Source organism: Variovorax jilinensis, assembly GCF_030316885.1.
GTDB classification, from domain to species: Bacteria; Pseudomonadota; Gammaproteobacteria; order Burkholderiales; family Burkholderiaceae_C; genus Variovorax; species Variovorax jilinensis.
Genome location: NZ_JASZYQ010000001.1, coordinates 1,336,671 through 1,355,960, shown reverse-complemented (window position 1 = coordinate 1,355,960; position 19,290 = coordinate 1,336,671). Strand labels below are relative to the sequence as shown.

The window sequence follows — 19,290 nt, the reverse complement described above, 5'->3', positions numbered from 1 at the left end:
TTCAACCCAGACTTTCAATGGATGCGCTTCTCGAGATTCTCCTGGTGCTGACCGGCAAGGTGCTAGTGCACTTGCTTTCATTCGGGAGATGGCGCGGAGAGGCTCTGGCGAACACAGAGGCACGAATCTATTCAGCGGCAGGTGGACTCTCGTTCGTCCGCGAAGGTCGCCGTGTGGTGACGGTCGCGGGCCTCACACTGATCGGCATGGCGTTCTATGGACTGGTGCTGACAGGCGTCTTCGTTGCGCTTTCTTCATAGGTCAGGAGCCGGCCAGGAGCGGAAGTTACGGGTGAGCCCACCGCCCGTCGGGTCGTCTCAAGTCCATGCCAGCAAAGCTTCCATCCGAGACCCCCGTGGCTTCGGTAAGACCTTCCCCAAAGGGCAGTTGCGCAAGACCGACGGGAGCGCGTATGTTCAGCAATCATCATCGGGAGTTGGCAGATTGACTACGAACTGGCCCCTGACATCCATCATGCGCATCTCGATCACGACCCTCGCGCTCGCAGTCGCTCCGGCGTACTCGCAAGTGACCGCCACCCCGGCCGAGGTCCGTGCGATCGCCAAAGAGGCCTACATCTACGGCTACCCCTTGGTGGACAGTTACCGAATCCAGCATGACTACTTCGTCGATCGCTCGGCCAAGGAGTTCAAGGCGCCCTGGAACGAGATCGCGAACATCCCGCGCGTCTTCACACCCGCCGATACGGCCGTGCAGACGCCGAACTCGGACACGCCCTATTCCTGGCTCGGCCTCGACCTGCGCACCGAGCCGATCGTGCTCACGCTGCCGCCCATCGAGAAGGGCCGCTACTTCAGCGTGCAGTTCATCGATGCCTACACCTTCAACTTCGCCTACCTCGGCAGCCGCACCACCGGCAACGGCGGCGGCAGCTACCTGATCGCCGGACCGAACTGGAAAGGCACGGTGCCCAAGGGCGTGAAGAAGGTCATTCGGTCCGAGACCGAGCTGGTCCTGGCCGTCTACCGGACGCAGCTGTTCAAGCCAGACGACATCGACAACGTCAAGAAGATCCAGGCCGGCTACAAGGTCCAGCCGCTTTCGGCCTTCACGAACACCCCTGCGCCGAAGGCGGCGCCGGCCATCGATTTTCCGAAGCCTCTGACGGCCGAGGAGCAGAAGACCTCGCTGGAATTCTTCAACCTGCTGAACTTCGTGTTGCAGTTCGCGCCCACCGTTCCCTCGGAAAAGGCGCTCATGGATCGCTTCGCCAAGATCGGCGTCGGTGCGAGCAAGACCATCGATGTGAAGGCGCTCTCGCCGGAGGTCAAGGCCGCCTTCGAGCAAGGCCGGGCCGACGCATTCGTCGACTTCGCCGATGGAATGAAGCTCTTCGATTCCGGCAAGCTGACTTCGGGCGATGTGTTCGGCACGCGCCAGTTCCTGGCGAACAACTACCTCTATCGGTGGCTCGCCACGATCGGCATCTACGGCAATTCCAAGCAGGAAGCCATGTATCCGATCTATGCGGTCGATTCGGCCGGCCAGAAGCTCGACGGCTCCCACAAATACAAGCTGCGGCTCGCACCCGGCGCGTTGCCGCCTGTGAATGCGTTCTGGTCGCTCACGATGTATGAACTGCCGGCAAGCCTGTTGGTGGCGAACCCGATCGACCGCTACCTCATCAACTCGCCAATGCTGCCGCAGCTCAAGCGTGATTCCGACGGGGGCGTCACTCTGCTGGTCCAGAACGAGTCGCCAGGGGCCGCGTTGGAAAGCAACTGGCTCCCTGCTCCAAAAGGTCCGTTCAACGCTTACATGCGCCTCTACTGGCCGAAGGAATCCGCTCCGAATGGCTCATGGAAGGCGCCGCCGATGGTACGGACGCAGTGATCGAAATCGCAGCAGGAGGCAGTCGCCGCAACGCCCTACTGCATACTGCACTTGCGCTCCTGTGCCAAAGCGTCCCTGGAATCGGTTACGGCAATGGGTCCGAAGCTCCTGGTAGGCGACAGGCTACGGTCGGGCAGAAGGGGCCGCCCAGACGCATCATCGATCTGTATCCGACTGGTGAGGGCGAAGGCACGCTGATTGATCAACAGCAGCCGATATGGGTCACTTCATCGTTCGCCTCACCGACGCGAGCCCTTGTCATTGGCACTTCTCCCGAATGGCTCTCTGTTTCGGCGCTTTGCCCTCGAAGCCTTGACACGGCAACATCGCAGCTGGCACATGGCGCACGAAGCACCAATATTGCGGCCATCGAGGCGGCAGTTGCTGCCGGGCTGGCAGTGGCCGTGCTCCGGCAAGGCAGTGTGGATCTTTCGCGCTTGCGCGCCCTGGTGCCGGAGGATGGCTTCACTCCTCTGGCGCGTGCCGATGTGCGTTTGCAAGCGGCAGACCGTTTCCTTTCCCGGGCGACGGTCGAATTGCGTGACTTCCTGCTCGACAAGCTGTTGACCGACCAACTGGCTCGAAGCCCGCAATAGATCACGCGGCGGATGGCATCCGACACTCGCCGGCGGAAGTTGACCGGCTGCAACCAGTCTGAAGCACGCTTTCGAGATTGGCCGTCGACCTGGGCATACGGCCCAGTTGCGGTCCATCACCGCGCTGAGCGTGCGGCACTCAAGGCACGATTGCCCCCGTCGGCCGACTCGCAGATCTGGCCCCAGCGAAGACTTGAAGGCCTGCGGTGCCTGGGCCATACTGAATGGAGTCCGTGCTGCGACATCCAGCACTGAACTCCGTCCCGGAGATAAGCAGTGATTGAAGCTGACCCCTATTTTCTAGGCTATCGGCAGGCCGAGCAGGATCGTCTGGGGCGACAGGCGCAAGAGCTCGCCGCCGATTCGAACTGGTTATTTGATCATGTGGGTGTATCGGCGGGCTGGCGCGTAGTGGAGATTGGCTGTGGTCCCCAGGGTTGTCTGGGGCTCCTTGCCGGGCGCGTTGGTGCGACGGGCCGGGTCGTTGGCGTAGAGCGTAGCGTCGAGCAGGTGGAACGTGCGCGAAGCTTCGTTGCGGACGGTCACCTCGCGAACGTCGAAGTTCTCCATGGCGATGGCCGCAGGACTGGCCTGCCTGAGCAGTCATTTGATTTCGCGACCGCGCGGCTGGTTCTTGTCAACGTTCCGCAACCCGAGGACTTGCTGCAGGAAATGGTTCGGCTTGTCCGGCCCGGGGGCATCGTTGCGCTGCACGAGGCCGAGTCAAGCACGCAACGTTGCGATCCACCCCACCACGCGCAAACCCGTTTGCTCGAATTGCTCAATGCTTCGGCCGAACTGGATCAGATCGACCGGACGATCGGCTCGAAGGTGCCGCGTTTGATGCGTAACGCCGGGTTGACGGATATTCGCGTGCATCCGTGTGTGCACGCCTACCCAAAGGGCCATGGCCGTCGAATGCTGCTGCTCGATTTCGTAGAAAACGCGCGGACCAGAATGCTCCGTCAGCAGCTGATCGGAGACGCGGAGTTGAACGAGTTGACTGCTCTCCTGAAGTGCCACCTCGAAGACCCGGAAACCCTGGTGCTGTCGAGTGTCTTCGTTCAGGCCTGGGGTCTCACCCCGGATCAGCCATAGGTGCCGCCGCGTCTGCGGCAAAAACCCCGTTGGCCCGCGAGCCGCAGCAGCCGCCCCGACCCTGCTCGCTGCGGTGCCAAGTCCAACGACGGCGCTGGCGTGATGCGGTCACTCTTTTCAACCCGGTGGTAGGCAGAAATGCCCTACCCTGCCGGATGTCGGCAACCGCCGCAAGTCCGGCGTGCAGCGATTGCGGGCCTTCTCGGTTGGGCGAACTTACGCAGTCAGCCCTTTCCAGTCATCCAAGTACCGAGGACACCTCGGTGTGGACGGCCAGTCCCAAGGCATTGCAGCCATAGCCCCCCTGCTCGCTCCTAGCGAACCTGCCTTCAAAGAGTTGAACGTCTGCTCTATCCACCGTCAAAATGGGACTTCGGGCCCATAGCAGTCATTTGCTCAGTCTGAAGCGGCAGTACTCCACCACCCGACGCTCGTTGCCCCAACCCACCCTCACTCCCCCGCCGACCCCCAAGCCGTCCCCCCCGCCCCCCCATGCACCGGCAATTCGTGCATCCCCGCGTCGCTTCCCGCAGCCGTCGTAGGCGTCTCCTCCGGAATCCGGCAGATCCCCCAGTGCACCAGCCAGCGGCCCACGGCCGGATGCGCGCTCAGCCAGGCGAGCGGGATCGACCCGATCAGGCCCGCGAGGACAGGCGCCCAGAGCCAGAGCAGCCCTGGCGTGCGCCATGCCACCACCGCCGCCAACAGCAGGCCGACGGCGGTCTGCGGCCACAGCGCCTTCAACGCCACGCGCCAGTCGATGCCCTGCACGATGCGCTGCTGCGCCACCCATCCGACGCGGCGCCCGAAAGGCAGTCCGAGCATGAACACGGTGACGGCCAGGGCCACCACCGGCGCGACGAGCATCCAGAAACCGAACTCCAGCGCGGCGCCGGCGATGATGCGCGCCGCTCCGCCATACGCCCGGCGCAAGGGGGCGCGCAGCAGCACGTCGGCCAGGGTCGCGAGCTTGGGCGCCAGGCTCATTCCGAGCACCGTCAGCAGCAGGATCAGACCGAGGTCGGGCCGGAAGCCGTGCTGGCGCCACATGCCCAGCCCCATGAACGCGAGCCAGGCGGGCGCGCCCAGGTACATGCCGATGGCCAGCAGCAACTGGCAGCGGCTGACCGCGCGCAGCCGCGGCAGGCCGAGCAGGCGCAAGTACTGCATGTTGCCCTGGCACCAGCGCAGGTCGCGCCGGATGAATTCGAGCAGGTTGGGCGGGTTCTCTTCCCAGCTGCCGCCCTCGTCGGGCAGCACGCGCACCTCATGGCCGGCGCGGCGCATCAGCACCGCCTCCAGCTGGTCGTGGCTCAACACGGGGCCACCGAGCGGTGGCGGGCCGGGCAGCTCCGGCAGCTCGCAATGCGCGATGAAAGGCCGCAGCCGCAGGATCGCGTTGTGGCCCCAGTAGGGCCCGCAGTCGCCCTGCCAGCTGGCCGCGCCCAGCGTGTAGGAGCGCATACCCAGCCGCATGCCGAACTGGAACACGCGTGTGAACGCACTGGCGCTCGGCCGCGCGGTCACCAGTGTCTGCAGGATGCCGATCTCCGGACGCGCCTGCATCACGCGCACCAGCCTCAGCATGGCCTGCGGTGACATCACGCTGTCGGCGTCGAGCACGATCGCGAAGTCGTGGTCGGCACCCCAGCGTTCGCAGAAGTCGCGGATGTTGCCGGCCTTGAAACCGCAACTGTCGTCGCGGCGCCGGTAGCGCAGCGCGATGGCGCCGCCGAAGCGCGCTTCAAGTTCGGCCACCATGCGCGACTCGGCCGCCACGGTGGCGGGCTGGTCGCTGTCGCTCAGCAGATAGAGATGGAAGGCATGCGCCTCGCCGCTGTGCACCAGGCCTTCGAGCATCCAGATCAGGTTGTGCGAGAGCGGGTCCGTGTCCTCGTTGCGGAAGCAGGCCAGCAGCGCGGTCGAGGTCTCGATGCGCTGCTCGGGGTCGGCGGCATGCAGGTGCGGCGCCACTACGCCGGCGGCGTCGCGGCGGCAGAACATCATCAACGCCAGGCCGATGGCCGCGTTCCAGAAGCCGGTGACGGTCCAGGGCAGGGTGAATGCAAAGGCGACCAGCATCCCGGCGCCGAGCGCATCGACGCCATCGACGAACAACGCCTCGGCCATCAACCAGACAAGGCCGATGCAGGTACCGGCCACGGCAATGGCGAAGCCGATGCGGCGCCAGCGCAGGCGGTGGTCGAACCCGGGTGCCGGTGATTGCGGCTGCTGCTGCGCGTGTGGCGCGAGGTCATCGTCGGGCAGGGAATCCAAGAACGGTCCTTTGATGCGGAAAAACTGCGGCGAGCTTCACTACAGCATGCGGCGCAGCACGCCGTCGCGCCGGATCATGACGTGATGCACCACGCCCGCCAGGTGCGCCACGATCAGCACGCCGATCGCAATGGCGCCGCAGCCATGCAGGAACGAGAGGGCCTTGGCGATCTCCTCGTTCTTGCCCAGCGGCGACGGGATCGGCAGCACCCCGAACCATGAAAGTGGGAAGCCCCATGCATTGGTGGCGAGGAAACCGGTGAGCGGCATCAGCAGCAGCATGGCGTAGAGCGCGATGTGGTTCGCATGCGCGGCCATGCGCATCCAGCCCGGCATCTCGATCGGCAGCGGCGGCGGCGGGTTCAGGTGCCGGTTGACGACGCGCACCAGCACCAGCACGAACACCAGCACGCCCAGGCTCTCGTGCAGGTTGTACAGCCGCATCTTGAAGTTCTCGTCGGCCGGCTCGAAGAAGGCGATCCAGATGCCCAACGGAATGATGGCGAGTAGCAGCAGCACGGTGATCCAGTGCAGCCATCGGGACGAAGCAGCGTAGCGCGACACAGGTGTCATGGCGGGCCTCCGTTTTCATCGGGCGGCGAGCCAAGGCTGAGGGCGGGTGGATGGGTCCGCTTTGGCAGTGGTGGTGGCGCCGCTTGCAGATGTTAAAGGGGAACGCTGTTTCCCGGGCGACGCCGAGGCCTTCTATCCGCGCTCCTGGAACAACAAGGACGCCCACACGGGCGAGGTCCGCTTCGACATGATATTTGGCGAGCGGGGCGAGAAGAAGTTCGGCGCGCCTTACCTCCTGGCGCGCCGCGACGATCTGCACTCGGCGTTGCACTGCGCCGTACCCGATGAATTCATTCGACGCGGCCACAAATTGACAGCACTCCAACGAGAGACCGACGGCGTAAAGCTGAGTTCGCCAATGACCAGACGGTGAAGGCCGATGCCCGTCGTGAATGTCTGGTCTTGGCCGACTGCGGGTCTGCCGCTGCCCTTCAGGCGGAAGAGGTCGATCGCAATTTGGCGGCGCCGGCATCGCGCCTACAAGCGTTTGCAAGTTGATTGCGGGCGCGCCAGAATGAAATTGGGGGTACGCCATGATCGATGCAACGCTTCCGCAGCTCGCCGGTGGACTGTTTCTCAGCGACGGCGGGCTTGAGACGACGCTTGTCTTCCTGGAGGGCGTGGACTTGCCGCACTTCGCGGCGTTTGTCCTGCTGCAGGACTACGCGGGGCGCGAGCGGCTGACGCGCTACTACCGGCCTTATCTCGAACTGTGCGCCAGTACCCCTGGCGCCGGCTTCGTGCTGGAGACGCCAACCTGGCGGGCAAACCCCGACTGGGGTCGCCTGCTCGGGTATGACGCATCGGCGCTTGAACAGGCCAACATCGACGCCGCGCGTCTGGTGAGTGACCTTCGGGATGAATGGCGTTCGCGGTTGAGCGGGCCGGTGGTCCTGAGCGGCATCATCGGTCCGCGCGGCGACGGCTACGTGGCCGATGCACCAAGCAGCGCGGCCGATGCGGCGGCCTATCACCTGCCGCAAGCCGTGGCGCTGAAAAAGGGCGGCGTCGACATGTTGTCAGCGGTGACAATGACCACCAGTGCCGAGGCCATCGGCGTCGCTCGATCCGCCAAGGCGGTCGGCTTGCCGGTCGCAATTTCCTTCACGGTCGAGACTGATGGTCGGCTGCCCAGCGGCGAGTCGTTGCGCGAAGCGATGGAGCAAGTGGATGCAGATACGGCGCCCGCATACTTTGCGGTGAACTGCGCGCATCCGAGCCACGTCGAGCCGTGCTTCACCGACGGTGGAGCTTGGACCGCGAGGATTCAAGGCATTCGCGCGAACGCGTCGACGCGCAGCCACGCCGAGCTGGACGCCGCGACCGAGTTGGACATCGGTGACCCAGCCGATTTGGGTGAGCGCTACCGAAGGCTACGCACGCCGCTGCCGACGCTCAATGTGCTGGGCGGCTGCTGCGGTACCGACGACCGGCATCTACGCGCGATCCGAGACGCATGGGTTCAAGACCGCGTGACGTAGCAAATCTCGCGCTGCGGGCCCGCGATCAGTGCCGTAGCGCTGCAGCACAGCGGTCGCTTGCGATGGACTCCTTCTGGCCGACTTCAGTCTCGCCCAAGCGGTCCATAGACCGTTGCTCGCGTCAAATGCCCTGAACCGCGACTAGATTTGACATAGCTGCACGCTCGCGTATGGCGCGAAGAGGCAGATAGGCGGGGTCTTCCCAGAACGCCCTCAGAGACACCATGTCTGGAAACTCCAGGACTACTGTCCGCTTCGGCTCCCAGGTGCCTTCGAGAACTTCAACCGCACCTCCGCGAACAAGGTAGCGACCGCCGTGTGCCGCGATGAGCGCTGGCACTTGCGCTCTGTATTCCTCGTAAGCGTTTGGGTCGGTGACCTCAATGTCAACAAGAAGATATGCCGCCATATGCCCTCCAAAGCGGGAGATGCGAGCTCTGCATTGTTGAACAGCTTGTGCTGTCTGTCGAACGTCGGCTCCTGGCCGCATCCAGCCACACCTGGGCCGGCGCCATCCGGTCCATTGGAGACTCTCGTTTGACCGAAGAGGTCGTTGGTCCGCCATGACGAGCTGGGCCTGCTAGCGTCGACGGGTCCTCTGTACGCGTCCGGTGGTCCGCTTTGAACTTTTGGGCTTGTGCACCTCAGGCGGCGCAAACCGCATGCAAACGCGGTAGACCAATTCTCGGAGCCACTGATGCCCGGCATCGGTTTCGTGGCGAGCGTGCCAAACGAGCGAGAGGTCTACCGGCGGGACCTCGACAGGCAGCGGGCTCACGGCGAGGCCCAGCGCGCCGCTCAGCTCCCGTGCTGCCGTGCCCGGGAGCGAAGCGATGCCCTGGAAGCGTCGCAGCACAAACGGCAATGTGCTGAAGCGGGTCGTGGTCATCGTGACGTGGCGGGCAAGACCGCGCTGCTCCAGCACCTCGTCGACGTAGCCGACGAACTCGCCCCCGAATGAGGTCAGCAGATGAGGGTATGCAAGATACTCCTTGAGGCTGATTGGAATCCGAGCCCGAACCACTTTGGGGTCGAAGATGCAGGCGAAGAATTCCTGGAACAGCGGCTTGGTACGTATCCACTGCGCCGTGGCGCCAATATCCGTGATGGCAAGGTCCAGTGTCCCTGCTTCGAGCTGAGCGACCGCGTTGGCCCGGTCGACCGGTCGAAGTGCGAGCCGTACGCAGGGTGCCGCCGTCTCCATTTCACCCAGCAACTCAGGGCCGAGCGTGACCTCCCCGATGTCAAACATGCCGAGGGAGAACGTGCGGTCGCTCGAGGATGGGTCGAAGGCGCTGGTGGTGAAGAGCGCGGCACTCAGGCCTTCGAGGACCGGCTTGAGCCGCTCCGCGAGAGCGAGTGCATGGGTGGTCGGCTCCATGCCCCGCGCAGTGCGCACGAACAGGTCGTCACCGGCGAAGGCGCGCAGTCGGGCCAGGGATGCGCTGATGGCCGGCTGTCCGAGGTACAGGCGTTTGGCGGCCCGGGTGACGCTTCGCTCGCGCAGCAGCGCAGTGAAGACGAGCAGCAGATTCAGGTCGAGGCGATGAAAATCATGCTCGTTGATGTCAATCATGCTTTCAATCGATTTGAACAATTTGGGGAGCGACTTTAACCTTCATGGATAGACAACGCATCCCCCTCCTGGGAAAAACGTGCTGCGTCTTCACCAGTGCTACAGATTCATAGCAGTTCATCCAAGAGGACCACCATGCGCTACCAAGTTTTTGGCAACCACACTGGTTTGCGAGTCTCCCAACTGGCCCTCGGCACGGGCAACTTCGGTACGGCGTGGGGCTACGGTGCCGAACCGGATGAAGCCCGTCGCATGTTCGGTCGATACGTGGAGGCCGGGGGCAACTTCATCGATACGGCCGACAACTACCAAGCCGGCCAGTCAGAGGCGCTGCTCAGCGAATTGATTGCGCCGGTTCGCGAGAAGATTGTGTTGGCCAGCAAGTTCTCGCTGGGCCCCACTCCTGCGCAAGCTGGCGTTGCGGCGACCGGCAACTCGCGAAAGGTCATGGTCCAGTCGGTTGAAGCCAGCCTGAAGCGGCTGAAGACCGACCGTATCGACCTCCTTTGGGTCCACATGCCTGACGGCGTCACGCCGATGGAGGAAGTGCTGCGCGGTGTGGACGACCTGGCACGAGCCGGCAAGGTTGTGTACGCGGGCCTGTCGGACTTCCCGGCGTGGCGCGTGTCCCGTGCGGTCACCTTGGCCGAGATGCGGGGCTCGCTTCCCATCGCTGGCGTCCAGTTGGAGTACAGCTTGGTCGAGCGCACAGCCGAACGAGAGTTGCTGCCGATGGCGCAGGCACTGGGCCTCGGCACGGTGGCCTGGTCGCCGCTGGGCGGAGGTCTTCTCACTGGCAAGTACCGTCGTGGCGAAGTGGGCCGCGCGACTCAGTTGGGCGCGCTCATCCACCAAGAAGACAGCGCGCAGAAAGGCGCGGTCCTTGACGCCCTACATGCGGTCGCCGAAGAGATGGGGTCGAACCCGGGACGGGTTGCCATCGCCTGGGTGGCAGCACGCGGTGCCATTCCCATCATTGGGCCGAAGTCGGTGGTACAGCTGGAGGACAACCTTGCCGCCGCGGATGTGCGGCTCACAGAACAGCAACTTTCGCTATTGAACGCGGCGGGCTCGCCCAGTCTGGGATTTCCGCATGACCTGCTGAACCAAGCGTCCACCCGCCAGAGCTTGGCAGGAGGTCAGCTTGAGCAACTGGATCCGCCGAAGCGCTCGGTAGCATGAACCTCAACGAGGCAATGCGGCGTGCGGGTCGAGTGAACTCACGCTACACGATGGGCCATTTAAGGGAACGTCCGGTTATGGCCTGGACCGCCTGGTGGCGTCGTCGCCCGAAAGCAGCGAAAGCAGCGAAAGCAGCCCTTTGGGGCGGTCGGCGCGCCCATGCCCCTTCTTCGATCAAGCATCAAAGGATTCAGGCAGCATCTGGTGGCCGCGCGACGCCGCCTGGGCGAGGCGCTAAAGGTCTAGGACCAGGACGGGAGATCTGGAGCGCGAGCAACATGGCATGAACTGGTCATTCGCGGCATGTTCTTGGGCTGTCAGATAGTGGTCCCGGTGATCCGGGGTGCCGCGAAGTACGCGAGTGACGCATGTTCCACAGACGCCTTGCTCGCATGACGTCTCTACTTGGACGCCGTGTTGCGCCAACGCCTCCACCACGCTCTGCCCGCCAGGCACCCTGACAAGCAAGCCACTGCTGGAGATTTGCACTTCAAACTCCGCATCGCCATTGCTCTTCGAGACCTCGGCTCCAAAGTACTCGTAGTGAAGCTGGGCCGCGGGCCATGCAACTGCCTGCGCCGACTGGATGACCCAGTCCAAGAACCCTTGGGGACCGCACACGTACAGGTGAACCCCAGTCGCATCCCGGCGTGCTTCCAGGAGCTCGCGCAGGCGGATCTTTTGATCTTCGTCACCGTCGTCATGATGAAAGCTGACGCGCGCAGCAAAGGCTGAAGCAAGAATTCGACTGTGAAACGCCGTGCGGTCGAGCGAACGCGTGCAGTAGTGAAATTCAAACGACGCATCAGTGGCCGAAAGACGCTCGGCCATGCATAGGATCGGCGTCACCCCGATGCCGCCCGCCAGCAGGATGCTGTGGCTTGCATCGACCGCGAGCGGGAAATGGTTGCGCGGTGAACTGATCTCGAGGGTCGCTTCCTCCATGAGCAGATCATGCACAGCAGCAGATCCGCCCCTCGAGGCGGAATCTCGCAGCACCCCGATCTGATAACGATGGCTGTCGGCCGGGCTATTGCACAAAGAATATTGGCGGACCAGGCCGTTGGGCAGATGGACGTCGATATGGGAGCCAGCCGAAAAGGCCGGCAGTGGGTGCCTCGCCTCGTCGACGCTTGCCAGCTCCAAGACGGCAATGTCTGTCGCATCCATCGTTTTACGGGTGACACGTACCTGCAGCATCGTTCTACTCGAGCTTGATGCTGGCGTTCTTGATTACCAAGCCCCAACGCGCAGTCTCATCCTTCACAAAGGGGCCGAACTGTACGTCCGTCATCGGTGCGACCTCCAGCCCCTGATCGGTGAATTTCTTGGTCAGCTCCGGTGACTGCATTGCCTTGACGACTTCATTGCTTAGGAGCGAGACCACAGCAGGGGGCGTCCCTGCCCTGACCGCCATACCGAACCAGGCAACCAGATTGATGTCACCCAGACCCACCTCGGCCAGCGTGGGCACGTCAGGGAACTGGGCCGATCGCTTTTCAGCGCCGATGGCGAGCGCCCTGAGCTTTCCGTCTTTCACGAAGGGCCCACTCGTGATCATCGGATCAAAGAAGACCTCGACCTGGTTGCCGACCATGTCTATCAGTGCCGGTGACGAGCCTCGATACGGTACGTGGTTCAAGTTGCCCTTGGTTTTGTCGCGCAACATCTCCGCGAACAGATGTCCGCCCGAGCCCGTGCTCTGCGAGGCGATGCTCACGCCGCCTGGCTTCGTCTTCACGGCCGAGACCAGATCTGCCGCGGTCTTGTACGGGCTGTCGGCATTCACTACGAGAAGTGCCGGAGCGAGGGCCAGTCGAGCAAGCGGCGTGAAGTCCTTCAGCGGGTCGTAGCTCAGCTTGGCATAGAGATTTCCGTTGAGCGCGAAGGAGCCGATGTCCCCGATGAAGATCGTGTAGCCGTCTGCGGGCGCTTGTTTGACGAAGTTGGCGGCGATCTGCGCGCCGGCGCCTGGCCGGCTATCCACGATGACCGGGACCTTCAAGCTCTCGGACATCTTCTGACCGACACCGCGCGCGAGCTGGTCGGTGACACCGCCGGCCGGGAACGGCACCACGATGGTGATCGGCTTGCTGGGAAAGTTGCCACCTTGAGCTGAGGCCAAGGCGCTTGTGGTCGCGAGCAACGCTGCGGCTGCAACCTGCATGAATCGGGGAAAGTTCATCGAGGGTCTCCAAGTTGTTCTAGGTTTGCCGGGAAATCAAGGGGTCACGGGTATGAGTGGAATGACCGCTGGCGCCTTGTTCTCCAGGTCGATCAGTTCGTTCAGCAGCCGGCGGTATTGCATGAGCCCCGCATCGGCGGCCATGGCAACCATCGGTGACTCCGGCGAGTTGTCGATCATTTGCTGCTGTGCCTCGAGGATCTGCTTGTCCTCGATGAACGCACGCTTCTGGCTTTGATCGATGGATTCCGTAACGACAGCGTCGTCGAGCCGGAAGTTGTGAGCCTGCATGAAGAAGTAGTGCGTCGACTTTTCAGTCTCAGGGGTGATCGCCTGGCAACTGTGGAACTGGAGCGCGCCGCTCATGTCGTCGTCCGGTGTCGCAGCTGACTTGACGCCGGCATCGAGCAGCAGAATTCCAGGGACGTGAAAGTCGTATCGGAACCACCGATCAACCTTGCCTTCGAAGCTACCGAGGCGCTGGTGATACGGCGCAGGCACTGTGCCGCGCACCGGCCGACTGACCCGGACGCCTCGCGAGATACGCTGCACTTCGGGTCGGGCCTCTGCGATGTTGGGCGAACCACCAAAGGTCTTTTCGTGCACGTAGCTAAGGTGCGAAAAGTCGAGAAGGTTGTCGCTGATCAGGAGGTAGTTGCACTCGTAGTGCAGGTACGAAGGCTTCCATCGCCAGTCCGGATGAGCGAGCGAGAAGGTGTCGGGGATCAGCGTGTCGTCGGCGAGCGCCGGATCTCCCATCCAGATCCACACCCAGCGTTTGCGTTGAGCAGTGGGGTAGACACGTTGGCGCAGCTTGGGCGGGATCCGATCCTGGCCGGGGACCTCAACGCAGGCGCCGGTCGCATCGTATTTCGCTCCGTGGTACATGCATCGGACGCAATCCCCTTCCTTGCGTCCCATGTGCAACGGTGCGTGCCGGTGGCAGCACTTGTTGTCCATGGCAACAACCGTTCCGTCCTCCTTGCGGTAGAAAAGAACGGGCTGCCCCAGGAGGGTCCTCGACAAGAGCGTATCGCCGAGGATTTCGTGGTCCCAGGCTGCCACGTACCAGCAGTTCTTCAAGAACATGTTCATCGTCTCTCTAGGTGCGCCGCTCTGAAAACGGGGCGCTCGAGGGGGACTTTAGGGAAGCCCCTCTCCCCGCGCTACACGATTGAGTGGAAGATGACTATCTGTGAGAACGATAGACACAACTTTCGATCTGAACCTCTTGCGCGTGCTGGTGGCGCTCGCCGCAACTCGGAACGTGACCCAGGCTGCCCACGCGCTGGACATGAGCCAGTCGGGCTTCAGCACCGCGCTTGCGCGGTTGCGGCAGGTGCTCGATGACCCGCTTTTCGTTCGCACGCCAGTGGGTATGTCGCCCACCCCCCGGGCAGAGCAGATGATCGCGACAGCTCAGGGTGTGCTGTCCCGCGTCACTGAAGAGGTCCTGCAGAAGCCGGGGTTCGATCCGGCGACCGCCCGCACCGTCTTCCGACTGGCGATGGCTGATGTCGCGGAGATTGTTTTCCTTCCCAGGCTGCTCCAGCATCTGCAGCAGCACGCGCCCTATGCGACCGTCACCTGCGCCTCCATGGAGACGGAAACGCTGAAGCAGGCAATGTCCAATGGCGACATCGATCTCGCACTCGGGTACTTTCCCGATCTAGATTCGCAGTCGTCTTTTCAGCAGCGCCTGTACTTCCACACCTACGCCTGCATGCTTCGTCGTGGCCATCCACTCGCAGCCCGAGGTGTCACGGAGAAGAACTACTCCGAAATTGGTCACGTGGTGGTTTCCTCGCCTGCCAGGACCAATGCGCTGTTCGAAGCATTCCTGGAAAAGCGATCCATCAAGCGCCGGATCGTGCTTGAAACGCCTCACCATCTGAGCTTGCCTGCGATCGTCGAGAGCACAGATCTGATGGCCACCGTGCCGCTGGCAACCGGGGCTCGGTTCGTGCAGCTGGGAATGGTCGAGCTGCTGCGCCTGCCTTTCACGCCCCCCAGCTTTGCAGTGCAACAGCACTGGCATCCGCTCGTTCACCATGACGCTCGCAGCCAGTGGTTGAGAAAGCAGGTCGCGCAGCTCTTCAACGTGGAGTCCGACGAATGGCGTGAGCTTCAGGTTGCGTTGTACGGTCGGTCTATTCGACCGATCGCAGCGTGACCATGTGCCACCCCCCGACGTTCTGAACTCCCGCGTGCCGGCGCAAGAGGATCAAACGCGTGAGTGTCAGCTTCTGGGCTATCAGCTCCGCTGCGCGTACTTCCGCAACGGGCCCTGAACTGTCTTTACTACGACTCCAATGCGGTCCTCAGGACTCTCGTGGCCTAGTTTCGCAGTGCCGCGTCAGCGTGCCAAACCGAGAGCAAGAAGCCGGCAAGCCAAAGAGAACGTGACCATCCAGCAGTTCCACATTGCCGGCAACACCCAGCATGCGAGCGGACTCCAGCGGAGGTCGGTTTTTTTGCCGGCAGCGTCATGCAGTTACGCCTGGCGCGACGCTGGCTGGCCCCCGCCTGTGCCAGATCGGCTTGCCGCGGGCCTGGGCCGCCCGTACCACGGCGACCAGCTTGGATCGTGGTATCGCCTTGATGGGCATGGCACCGATGACCGGGAAGTCTTGCTGCCTGCGGGTGTGACGAACAGGCAGAGGCCGTGCCCGTTGGCCAGCTTGTAGGCCTTCTCGCGCGGCTTCGCCGCTTCGACAGTCTTCGCTGTCAATGTCATGTGGCATCGCTGCCTCTGGTGCCATGACCGATCCCACGATCAGCGCGCGGCCGGAGGAGGATCGGCCTGCACTTTACGGGTCGACGATGTGGGCGTCCCCAATGAAAAAGCCCCGCTGCACTGATGCAGCGGGGCTTTCAAGGATCGTCATAGACGATGTCTGGCGGAACCGGAGGGATTCGAACCCTCGATGAGGCTCTACACCCCATACTCCCTTAGCAGGGGAGCACCTTCGGCCACTCGGTCACAGTTCCTGAGCCGTTGATTATGCCACGTTCACGTGGTCGGCTGATCCAGATCGAAAGCCTTGTGCAGCGCGCGCACGGCGAGTTCCATGTATTTCTCGTCGATCACGACCGAGGTCTTGATCTCGCTGGTCGAGATCATCTGGATGTTGATGCCCTCCTCGCTCAGCACGCGGAACATCTTGCTGGCCACGCCGACGTGGCTGCGCATGCCGATGCCGACAATGCTGACCTTGCAGATCTTGGTGTCGCCGACGATGTCGGCTGCGCCCAGGGTCGGCAGGACCTTGGCCTTGAGCAGGTCGATTGCCTTGGCGTAGTCGTTGCGGTGCACCGTGAAGCTGAAGTCGGTGCGTCCGTCCTTGCTCAGGTTCTGGATGATCACGTCGACCTCGATGTTGGCATCCGCCACGGCGCCGAGGATGTGATACGCGATTCCCGGCTTGTCGGGCACGCCAAGGACCGAGATCTTGGCTTCGTCGCGGTTGAAGGCAATGCCGGATACGACGGCTTTTTCCATGTTTTCGTCTTCCTCGAAAGTGATCAGGGTGCCGGACTTGGCCTCTTCCTCGATGTCGATGTCCCAGGGCGTGAAGCTCGACAGCACGCGCAGCGGCACCTTGTACTTGCCCGCGAATTCGACCGAGCGGATCTGCAGCACCTTGGAGCCCAGGCTCGCCATCTCGAGCATTTCCTCGAAGCTCACGGTCTTGAGCCGGCGCGCGTCGGGCTCGACCCGCGGGTCGGTGGTGTAGACGCCGTCGACGTCGGTAAAGGTCAGGCATTCGTGCGCCTTGAGCGCCGCCGCGATCGCGACTGCCGAGGTGTCGCTGCCGCCGCGTCCGAGGGTCGTGATGTTGCCGCCCTCGTCCACGCCCTGGAAGCCGGTGATGACCACGACCCGCCCGGCGTCGAGGTCGGCGCGCACGCGCTCGTCGTCGATGCTCTCGATGCGCGCCTTGGTGTAGGCGCTGTCGGTCTTGACCTGCACCTGCCAGCCCGCATAGCTCACGGCCTCGAGGCCCTCGGCCTGCAGCGCGATGGCCAGCAGCGCCGACGAGGCCTGCTCGCCGGTGGAAGCAAGCATGTCGAGCTCGCGGTTGTAGGCGCCGCCTGCGGGGCCTACGGGCGCCAGTTCCTTGGCCAGGCCGAGCAGGCGATTGGTCTCGCCGCTCATGGCGCTCGGGACCACGACCATCTGGTGGCCGGCGCGCGCCCACTTGGCGACGCGCTTGGCGACATTGCGGATGCGCTCGGTCGAGCCCATCGACGTGCCGCCGTATTTATGAACGATCAATGCCATGGATGAGAGTCAAGGGAGAAATGTTCGGAGGCGGCAGGAAGCCACCATTCCTGGGCCCGACCTGCCTGGAAAGACACTCGACGAACGAACAAGGACGCTTCGAGCGCAACACGGCAGCAAGGCTGCAGGCTAGGGCGTGGGCGAAGCATTGTACCAACGCAGCACCGGCCCTTCGCGCTCCACACGGCCATCGGCGATCCGAAGCCGGATCCGGTGGCCGCGCGTGCTGCAGGCCGCGACCTGAACCAACAGCTGCGCGAGCTGAGCCTCGCTCGGCACGGCGCCGTGGTCGCGTCGCAGCCAGTGGCGCAGCGCATTGGCCAGGCGTTCGGCCGGCAGCGCCCGCAGCACCTCCAGTGCAGGCGGTGAACCGGCCGCCATCAGATCGCTTTCGGCCAGCTGGGAAAGCAGCGCCGAGGCCCGGGCCGCGTTGCGCGCCGAGCGCGCGAAGGTGTCGCGGTACTGCGGCAGCGCCGCCTGCAGCGCCGGCAGCACCAGCTGACGAATCCGGTTGCGCGTGTAGCGGGGATCGGCATTGCTCGGGTCCTCGACGTGGGCGATGCCCTGGCTTCGCAGCCATTCGCGCAGCACCGCAGCGGACAGCCCGATCAGCGGCCTGTGGAAGCTCACCCCGTGGCGCTCGATGCGCGCCGGCATGCCCGCCAGTCCGTCGAGGCCGGCGCCGCGGCCGAGCGCGATCAGCAGGGTCTCGACCTGGTCGTCGGCATGCTGGGCCAGCAGCACGTCCGCCAGGCCCCGGGATTGGGCAAGCGTGGCGAGCGTGGCGTAGCGCGCCCGGCGCGCGGCGTCCTCGGGGCTTTCGCCGGCGGCATGGCGGGCGTCGACGCGCCCCACCCACAGCGGGACGCCGAGCGCCTCGCAGGCGGCCATGCAATGGGCTTCGAAATGGTCCGCCGCGCCCTGCAGTCCATGGTGCACGTGCAGCGCCTGCACCTGGCCCGGCCAGCGAGCCGCCGCGGCATGCAGCAGCACGGTCGAGTCGGCGCCGCCGCTGAAGGCCACGGCGAGCGGCAACGCTGGCCCTGCTCCGGACGCCAGCGGCAGCGCTGGCCCTGCCCCGGGCGCCAGCGACAACGCCGGCGCCGCCCAGGACGCAAGTGCGGGGGCGGCGGGGTTTTCCATGGAATCGGGCGAAGGCGCGGGCGCGCGGGCCGAGGGGCCCGGGCCGCGCGGCGCCCTACTTGCTGCTCTCGGCCTTGGTGTCGGCGAAGCGGCCGTAGCTCTGCAGCCGCTCGTACCGGCGGTTCAGCAGGTCCTTGACCGAGAGGTCGCCGACCTGGCGGAAGGCATCGTTGAGCGCGCGCTTGAGAAAGGCTGCCATCTGGCGGTGGTCGCGGTGCGCGCCGCCGACCGGTTCGTTGACGATCTTGTCGACCAGGCCCAGCGCCTTGAGGCGGTGCGCCGTGATGCCGAGCGCGTCGGCGGCTTCCTGTGCCTTGTCGCTGGTCTTCCAGAGGATGGAAGCGCAGCCCTCGGGGCTGATCACCGAGTAGATCGAGTACTGGAGCATCACGACCTGGTCGCCGACCGAGATCGCGAGCGCGCCGCCGGAGCCGCCTTCGCCGATGATCGTGACGATGATGGGCACCTCGAGCTGCGCCATCTCGAAGATGTTGCGGCCGATGGCTTCCGACTGGCCGCGCTCCTCGGCGTCGATGCCGGGATAGGCGCCGGGCGTGTCGACGAAGGTGAACACCGGCAGCTTGAACTTCTCGGCCGTCTTCATGAGACGCAGCGCCTTGCGGTAGCCCTCGGGCTTGCTCATGCCGAAGTTGCGCGCGGTGCGCTCCTTGGTGTCGCGGCCCTTCTGGTGGCCCAGCACCATGCAGGGCGTGCCGTTGAAGCGGGCCAGGCCGCCGACGATCGAGAGGTCGTCGGAGAAGTGGCGGTCGCCGTGCAGTTCGACGAAGTCGGTGAAGATCTCGTTGACGTAGTCGAGCGTGTAGGGGCGTTCGGGATGACGCGCGATCTTGGTGATCTGCCAGGGCGTCAGGTCGCTGTAGATGTCCTTGGTGAGCTGCAGGCTCTTCTTGCCGAGCTGATCGATCTCTTCCGAGATGTCGACCGCCGATTCGGTCTGGACATATCGCAGTTCTTCGATCTTGCTTTCGAGCTCGGCAACCGGCTGCTCGAAGTCGAGAAAGGTTCGTTTCGCCAACGTC

At 64.0% G+C, this 19,290-nt stretch carries 18 protein-coding genes and 1 tRNA gene; 8 read left to right on the top strand and 11 right to left on the bottom strand.

All coding sequences use genetic code 11. From position 1 onward, the window contains the following. Positions 1 to 17: 17 nt before the first annotated feature. The 4 genes from QTH87_RS06520 (at position 18) to QTH87_RS06505 (ending at position 3,548) form a co-directional block, all read left to right on the top strand. On the top strand, positions 18 to 260 hold the full coding sequence (locus QTH87_RS06520) for a hypothetical protein (protein WP_286607819.1): 243 nt from the start codon (positions 18 to 20) through the stop codon (positions 258 to 260). Continuing rightward, positions 244 to 1,854, top strand: coding sequence for a DUF1254 domain-containing protein (locus QTH87_RS06515; protein ID WP_286607817.1), 1,611 nt, complete (start codon positions 244 to 246; stop codon positions 1,852 to 1,854). Before QTH87_RS06520 ends, QTH87_RS06515 begins: the two co-directional genes overlap by 17 nt. Continuing rightward, the gene (locus QTH87_RS06510; protein WP_286607814.1) at positions 1,821 to 2,450 is read left to right on the top strand and encodes a hypothetical protein; all 630 of its coding nucleotides are present in this window, start codon (positions 1,821 to 1,823) and stop codon (positions 2,448 to 2,450) included. The genes QTH87_RS06515 and QTH87_RS06510 overlap by 34 nt, the downstream gene beginning before the upstream one ends. 276 nt (positions 2,451 to 2,726) lie before the next feature. Further along, the gene (locus QTH87_RS06505; protein WP_286607813.1) at positions 2,727 to 3,548 is read left to right on the top strand and encodes a methyltransferase domain-containing protein; all 822 of its coding nucleotides are present in this window, start codon (positions 2,727 to 2,729) and stop codon (positions 3,546 to 3,548) included. A gap of 450 nt (positions 3,549 to 3,998) precedes the next feature. Here the strand turns inward: QTH87_RS06505 and mdoH are convergent, their stop codons facing one another. Continuing rightward, complete coding sequence (gene mdoH, locus QTH87_RS06500) at positions 3,999 to 5,825, bottom strand: glucans biosynthesis glucosyltransferase MdoH (protein WP_286607811.1); 1,827 nt, start codon at positions 5,823 to 5,825, stop codon at positions 3,999 to 4,001. Between the two features lie 39 nt (positions 5,826 to 5,864). Continuing rightward, entirely contained in the window at positions 5,865 to 6,398 is a 534-nt protein-coding gene (locus tag QTH87_RS06495) for a cytochrome b (protein WP_286607810.1), read from the bottom strand. A 61-nt stretch (positions 6,399 to 6,459) separates the two neighbouring features. Here QTH87_RS06495 and QTH87_RS06490 point away from each other — a divergent pair, with 61 nt between their 5' ends. Both QTH87_RS06490 and QTH87_RS06485 read left to right on the top strand, forming a co-directional pair. Beyond that, entirely contained in the window at positions 6,460 to 6,771 is a 312-nt protein-coding gene (locus QTH87_RS06490; RefSeq protein WP_286607809.1) for an FAD-dependent monooxygenase family protein, read from the top strand. Positions 6,772 to 6,931: 160 nt separating this feature from the next. Further along, the gene (locus QTH87_RS06485) at positions 6,932 to 7,879 is read left to right on the top strand and encodes a homocysteine S-methyltransferase family protein (protein WP_286607808.1); all 948 of its coding nucleotides are present in this window, start codon (positions 6,932 to 6,934) and stop codon (positions 7,877 to 7,879) included. 121 nt (positions 7,880 to 8,000) lie between these two features. Here QTH87_RS06485 and QTH87_RS06480 read toward each other — a convergent pair whose 3' ends face one another. Further along, entirely contained in the window at positions 8,001 to 8,288 is a 288-nt protein-coding gene (locus QTH87_RS06480) for a DUF1330 domain-containing protein (RefSeq protein WP_286607807.1), read from the bottom strand. A 171-nt stretch (positions 8,289 to 8,459) separates the two neighbouring features. Further along, positions 8,460 to 9,455 (bottom strand): LysR family transcriptional regulator, encoded by a 996-nt coding sequence (locus QTH87_RS06475; RefSeq protein ID WP_286607804.1) that lies wholly within the window; start codon positions 9,453 to 9,455, stop codon positions 8,460 to 8,462. Between the two features lie 135 nt (positions 9,456 to 9,590). Here QTH87_RS06475 and QTH87_RS06470 point away from each other — a divergent pair, with 135 nt between their 5' ends. Continuing rightward, a complete protein-coding gene (locus tag QTH87_RS06470) occupies positions 9,591 to 10,637 on the top strand; it encodes an aldo/keto reductase (RefSeq protein WP_286607802.1) in 1,047 nt (348 codons plus the stop codon). Between the two features lie 234 nt (positions 10,638 to 10,871). On the opposite strand, the gene QTH87_RS06465 is transcribed toward QTH87_RS06470, so the two are convergent. From QTH87_RS06465 to QTH87_RS06455, 3 genes are read right to left on the bottom strand one after another with little or no spacing between them, the layout of a single operon-like run. Further along, positions 10,872 to 11,837 (bottom strand): PDR/VanB family oxidoreductase, encoded by a 966-nt coding sequence (locus tag QTH87_RS06465; protein ID WP_286607801.1) that lies wholly within the window; start codon positions 11,835 to 11,837, stop codon positions 10,872 to 10,874. Positions 11,838 to 11,841: 4 nt separating this feature from the next. After that, entirely contained in the window at positions 11,842 to 12,822 is a 981-nt protein-coding gene (locus QTH87_RS06460) for a Bug family tripartite tricarboxylate transporter substrate binding protein (protein WP_286607799.1), read from the bottom strand. Positions 12,823 to 12,858: 36 nt separating this feature from the next. Next, the gene (locus QTH87_RS06455) at positions 12,859 to 13,917 is read right to left on the bottom strand and encodes an aromatic ring-hydroxylating dioxygenase subunit alpha (protein WP_286607797.1); all 1,059 of its coding nucleotides are present in this window, start codon (positions 13,915 to 13,917) and stop codon (positions 12,859 to 12,861) included. 100 nt (positions 13,918 to 14,017) lie between these two features. Here QTH87_RS06455 and QTH87_RS06450 point away from each other — a divergent pair, with 100 nt between their 5' ends. Further along, positions 14,018 to 14,995, top strand: a complete 978-nt coding sequence (locus QTH87_RS06450) for a LysR family transcriptional regulator (protein ID WP_286607795.1) — start codon at positions 14,018 to 14,020, stop codon at positions 14,993 to 14,995. A gap of 725 nt (positions 14,996 to 15,720) precedes the next feature. Here QTH87_RS06450 and QTH87_RS06445 read toward each other — a convergent pair. The 4 genes from QTH87_RS06445 to QTH87_RS06430 all read right to left on the bottom strand — a co-directional run bounded on the left by QTH87_RS06445 (position 15,721) and on the right by QTH87_RS06430 (position 19,286). Next, positions 15,721 to 15,813, bottom strand: a tRNA-Ser gene (locus tag QTH87_RS06445). Positions 15,814 to 15,835: 22 nt separating this feature from the next. Next, positions 15,836 to 17,107 (bottom strand): aspartate kinase, encoded by a 1,272-nt coding sequence (locus tag QTH87_RS06440; RefSeq protein WP_286607794.1) that lies wholly within the window; start codon positions 17,105 to 17,107, stop codon positions 15,836 to 15,838. Positions 17,108 to 17,236: 129 nt separating this feature from the next. Beyond that, positions 17,237 to 18,142 (bottom strand): tRNA lysidine(34) synthetase TilS, encoded by a 906-nt coding sequence (tilS, locus tag QTH87_RS06435; protein WP_286607793.1) that lies wholly within the window; start codon positions 18,140 to 18,142, stop codon positions 17,237 to 17,239. 163 nt (positions 18,143 to 18,305) lie between these two features. Then, on the bottom strand, positions 18,306 to 19,286 hold the full coding sequence (locus QTH87_RS06430; protein ID WP_286607792.1) for an acetyl-CoA carboxylase carboxyltransferase subunit alpha: 981 nt from the start codon (positions 19,284 to 19,286) through the stop codon (positions 18,306 to 18,308). Positions 19,287 to 19,290: the final 4 nt, after the last annotated feature.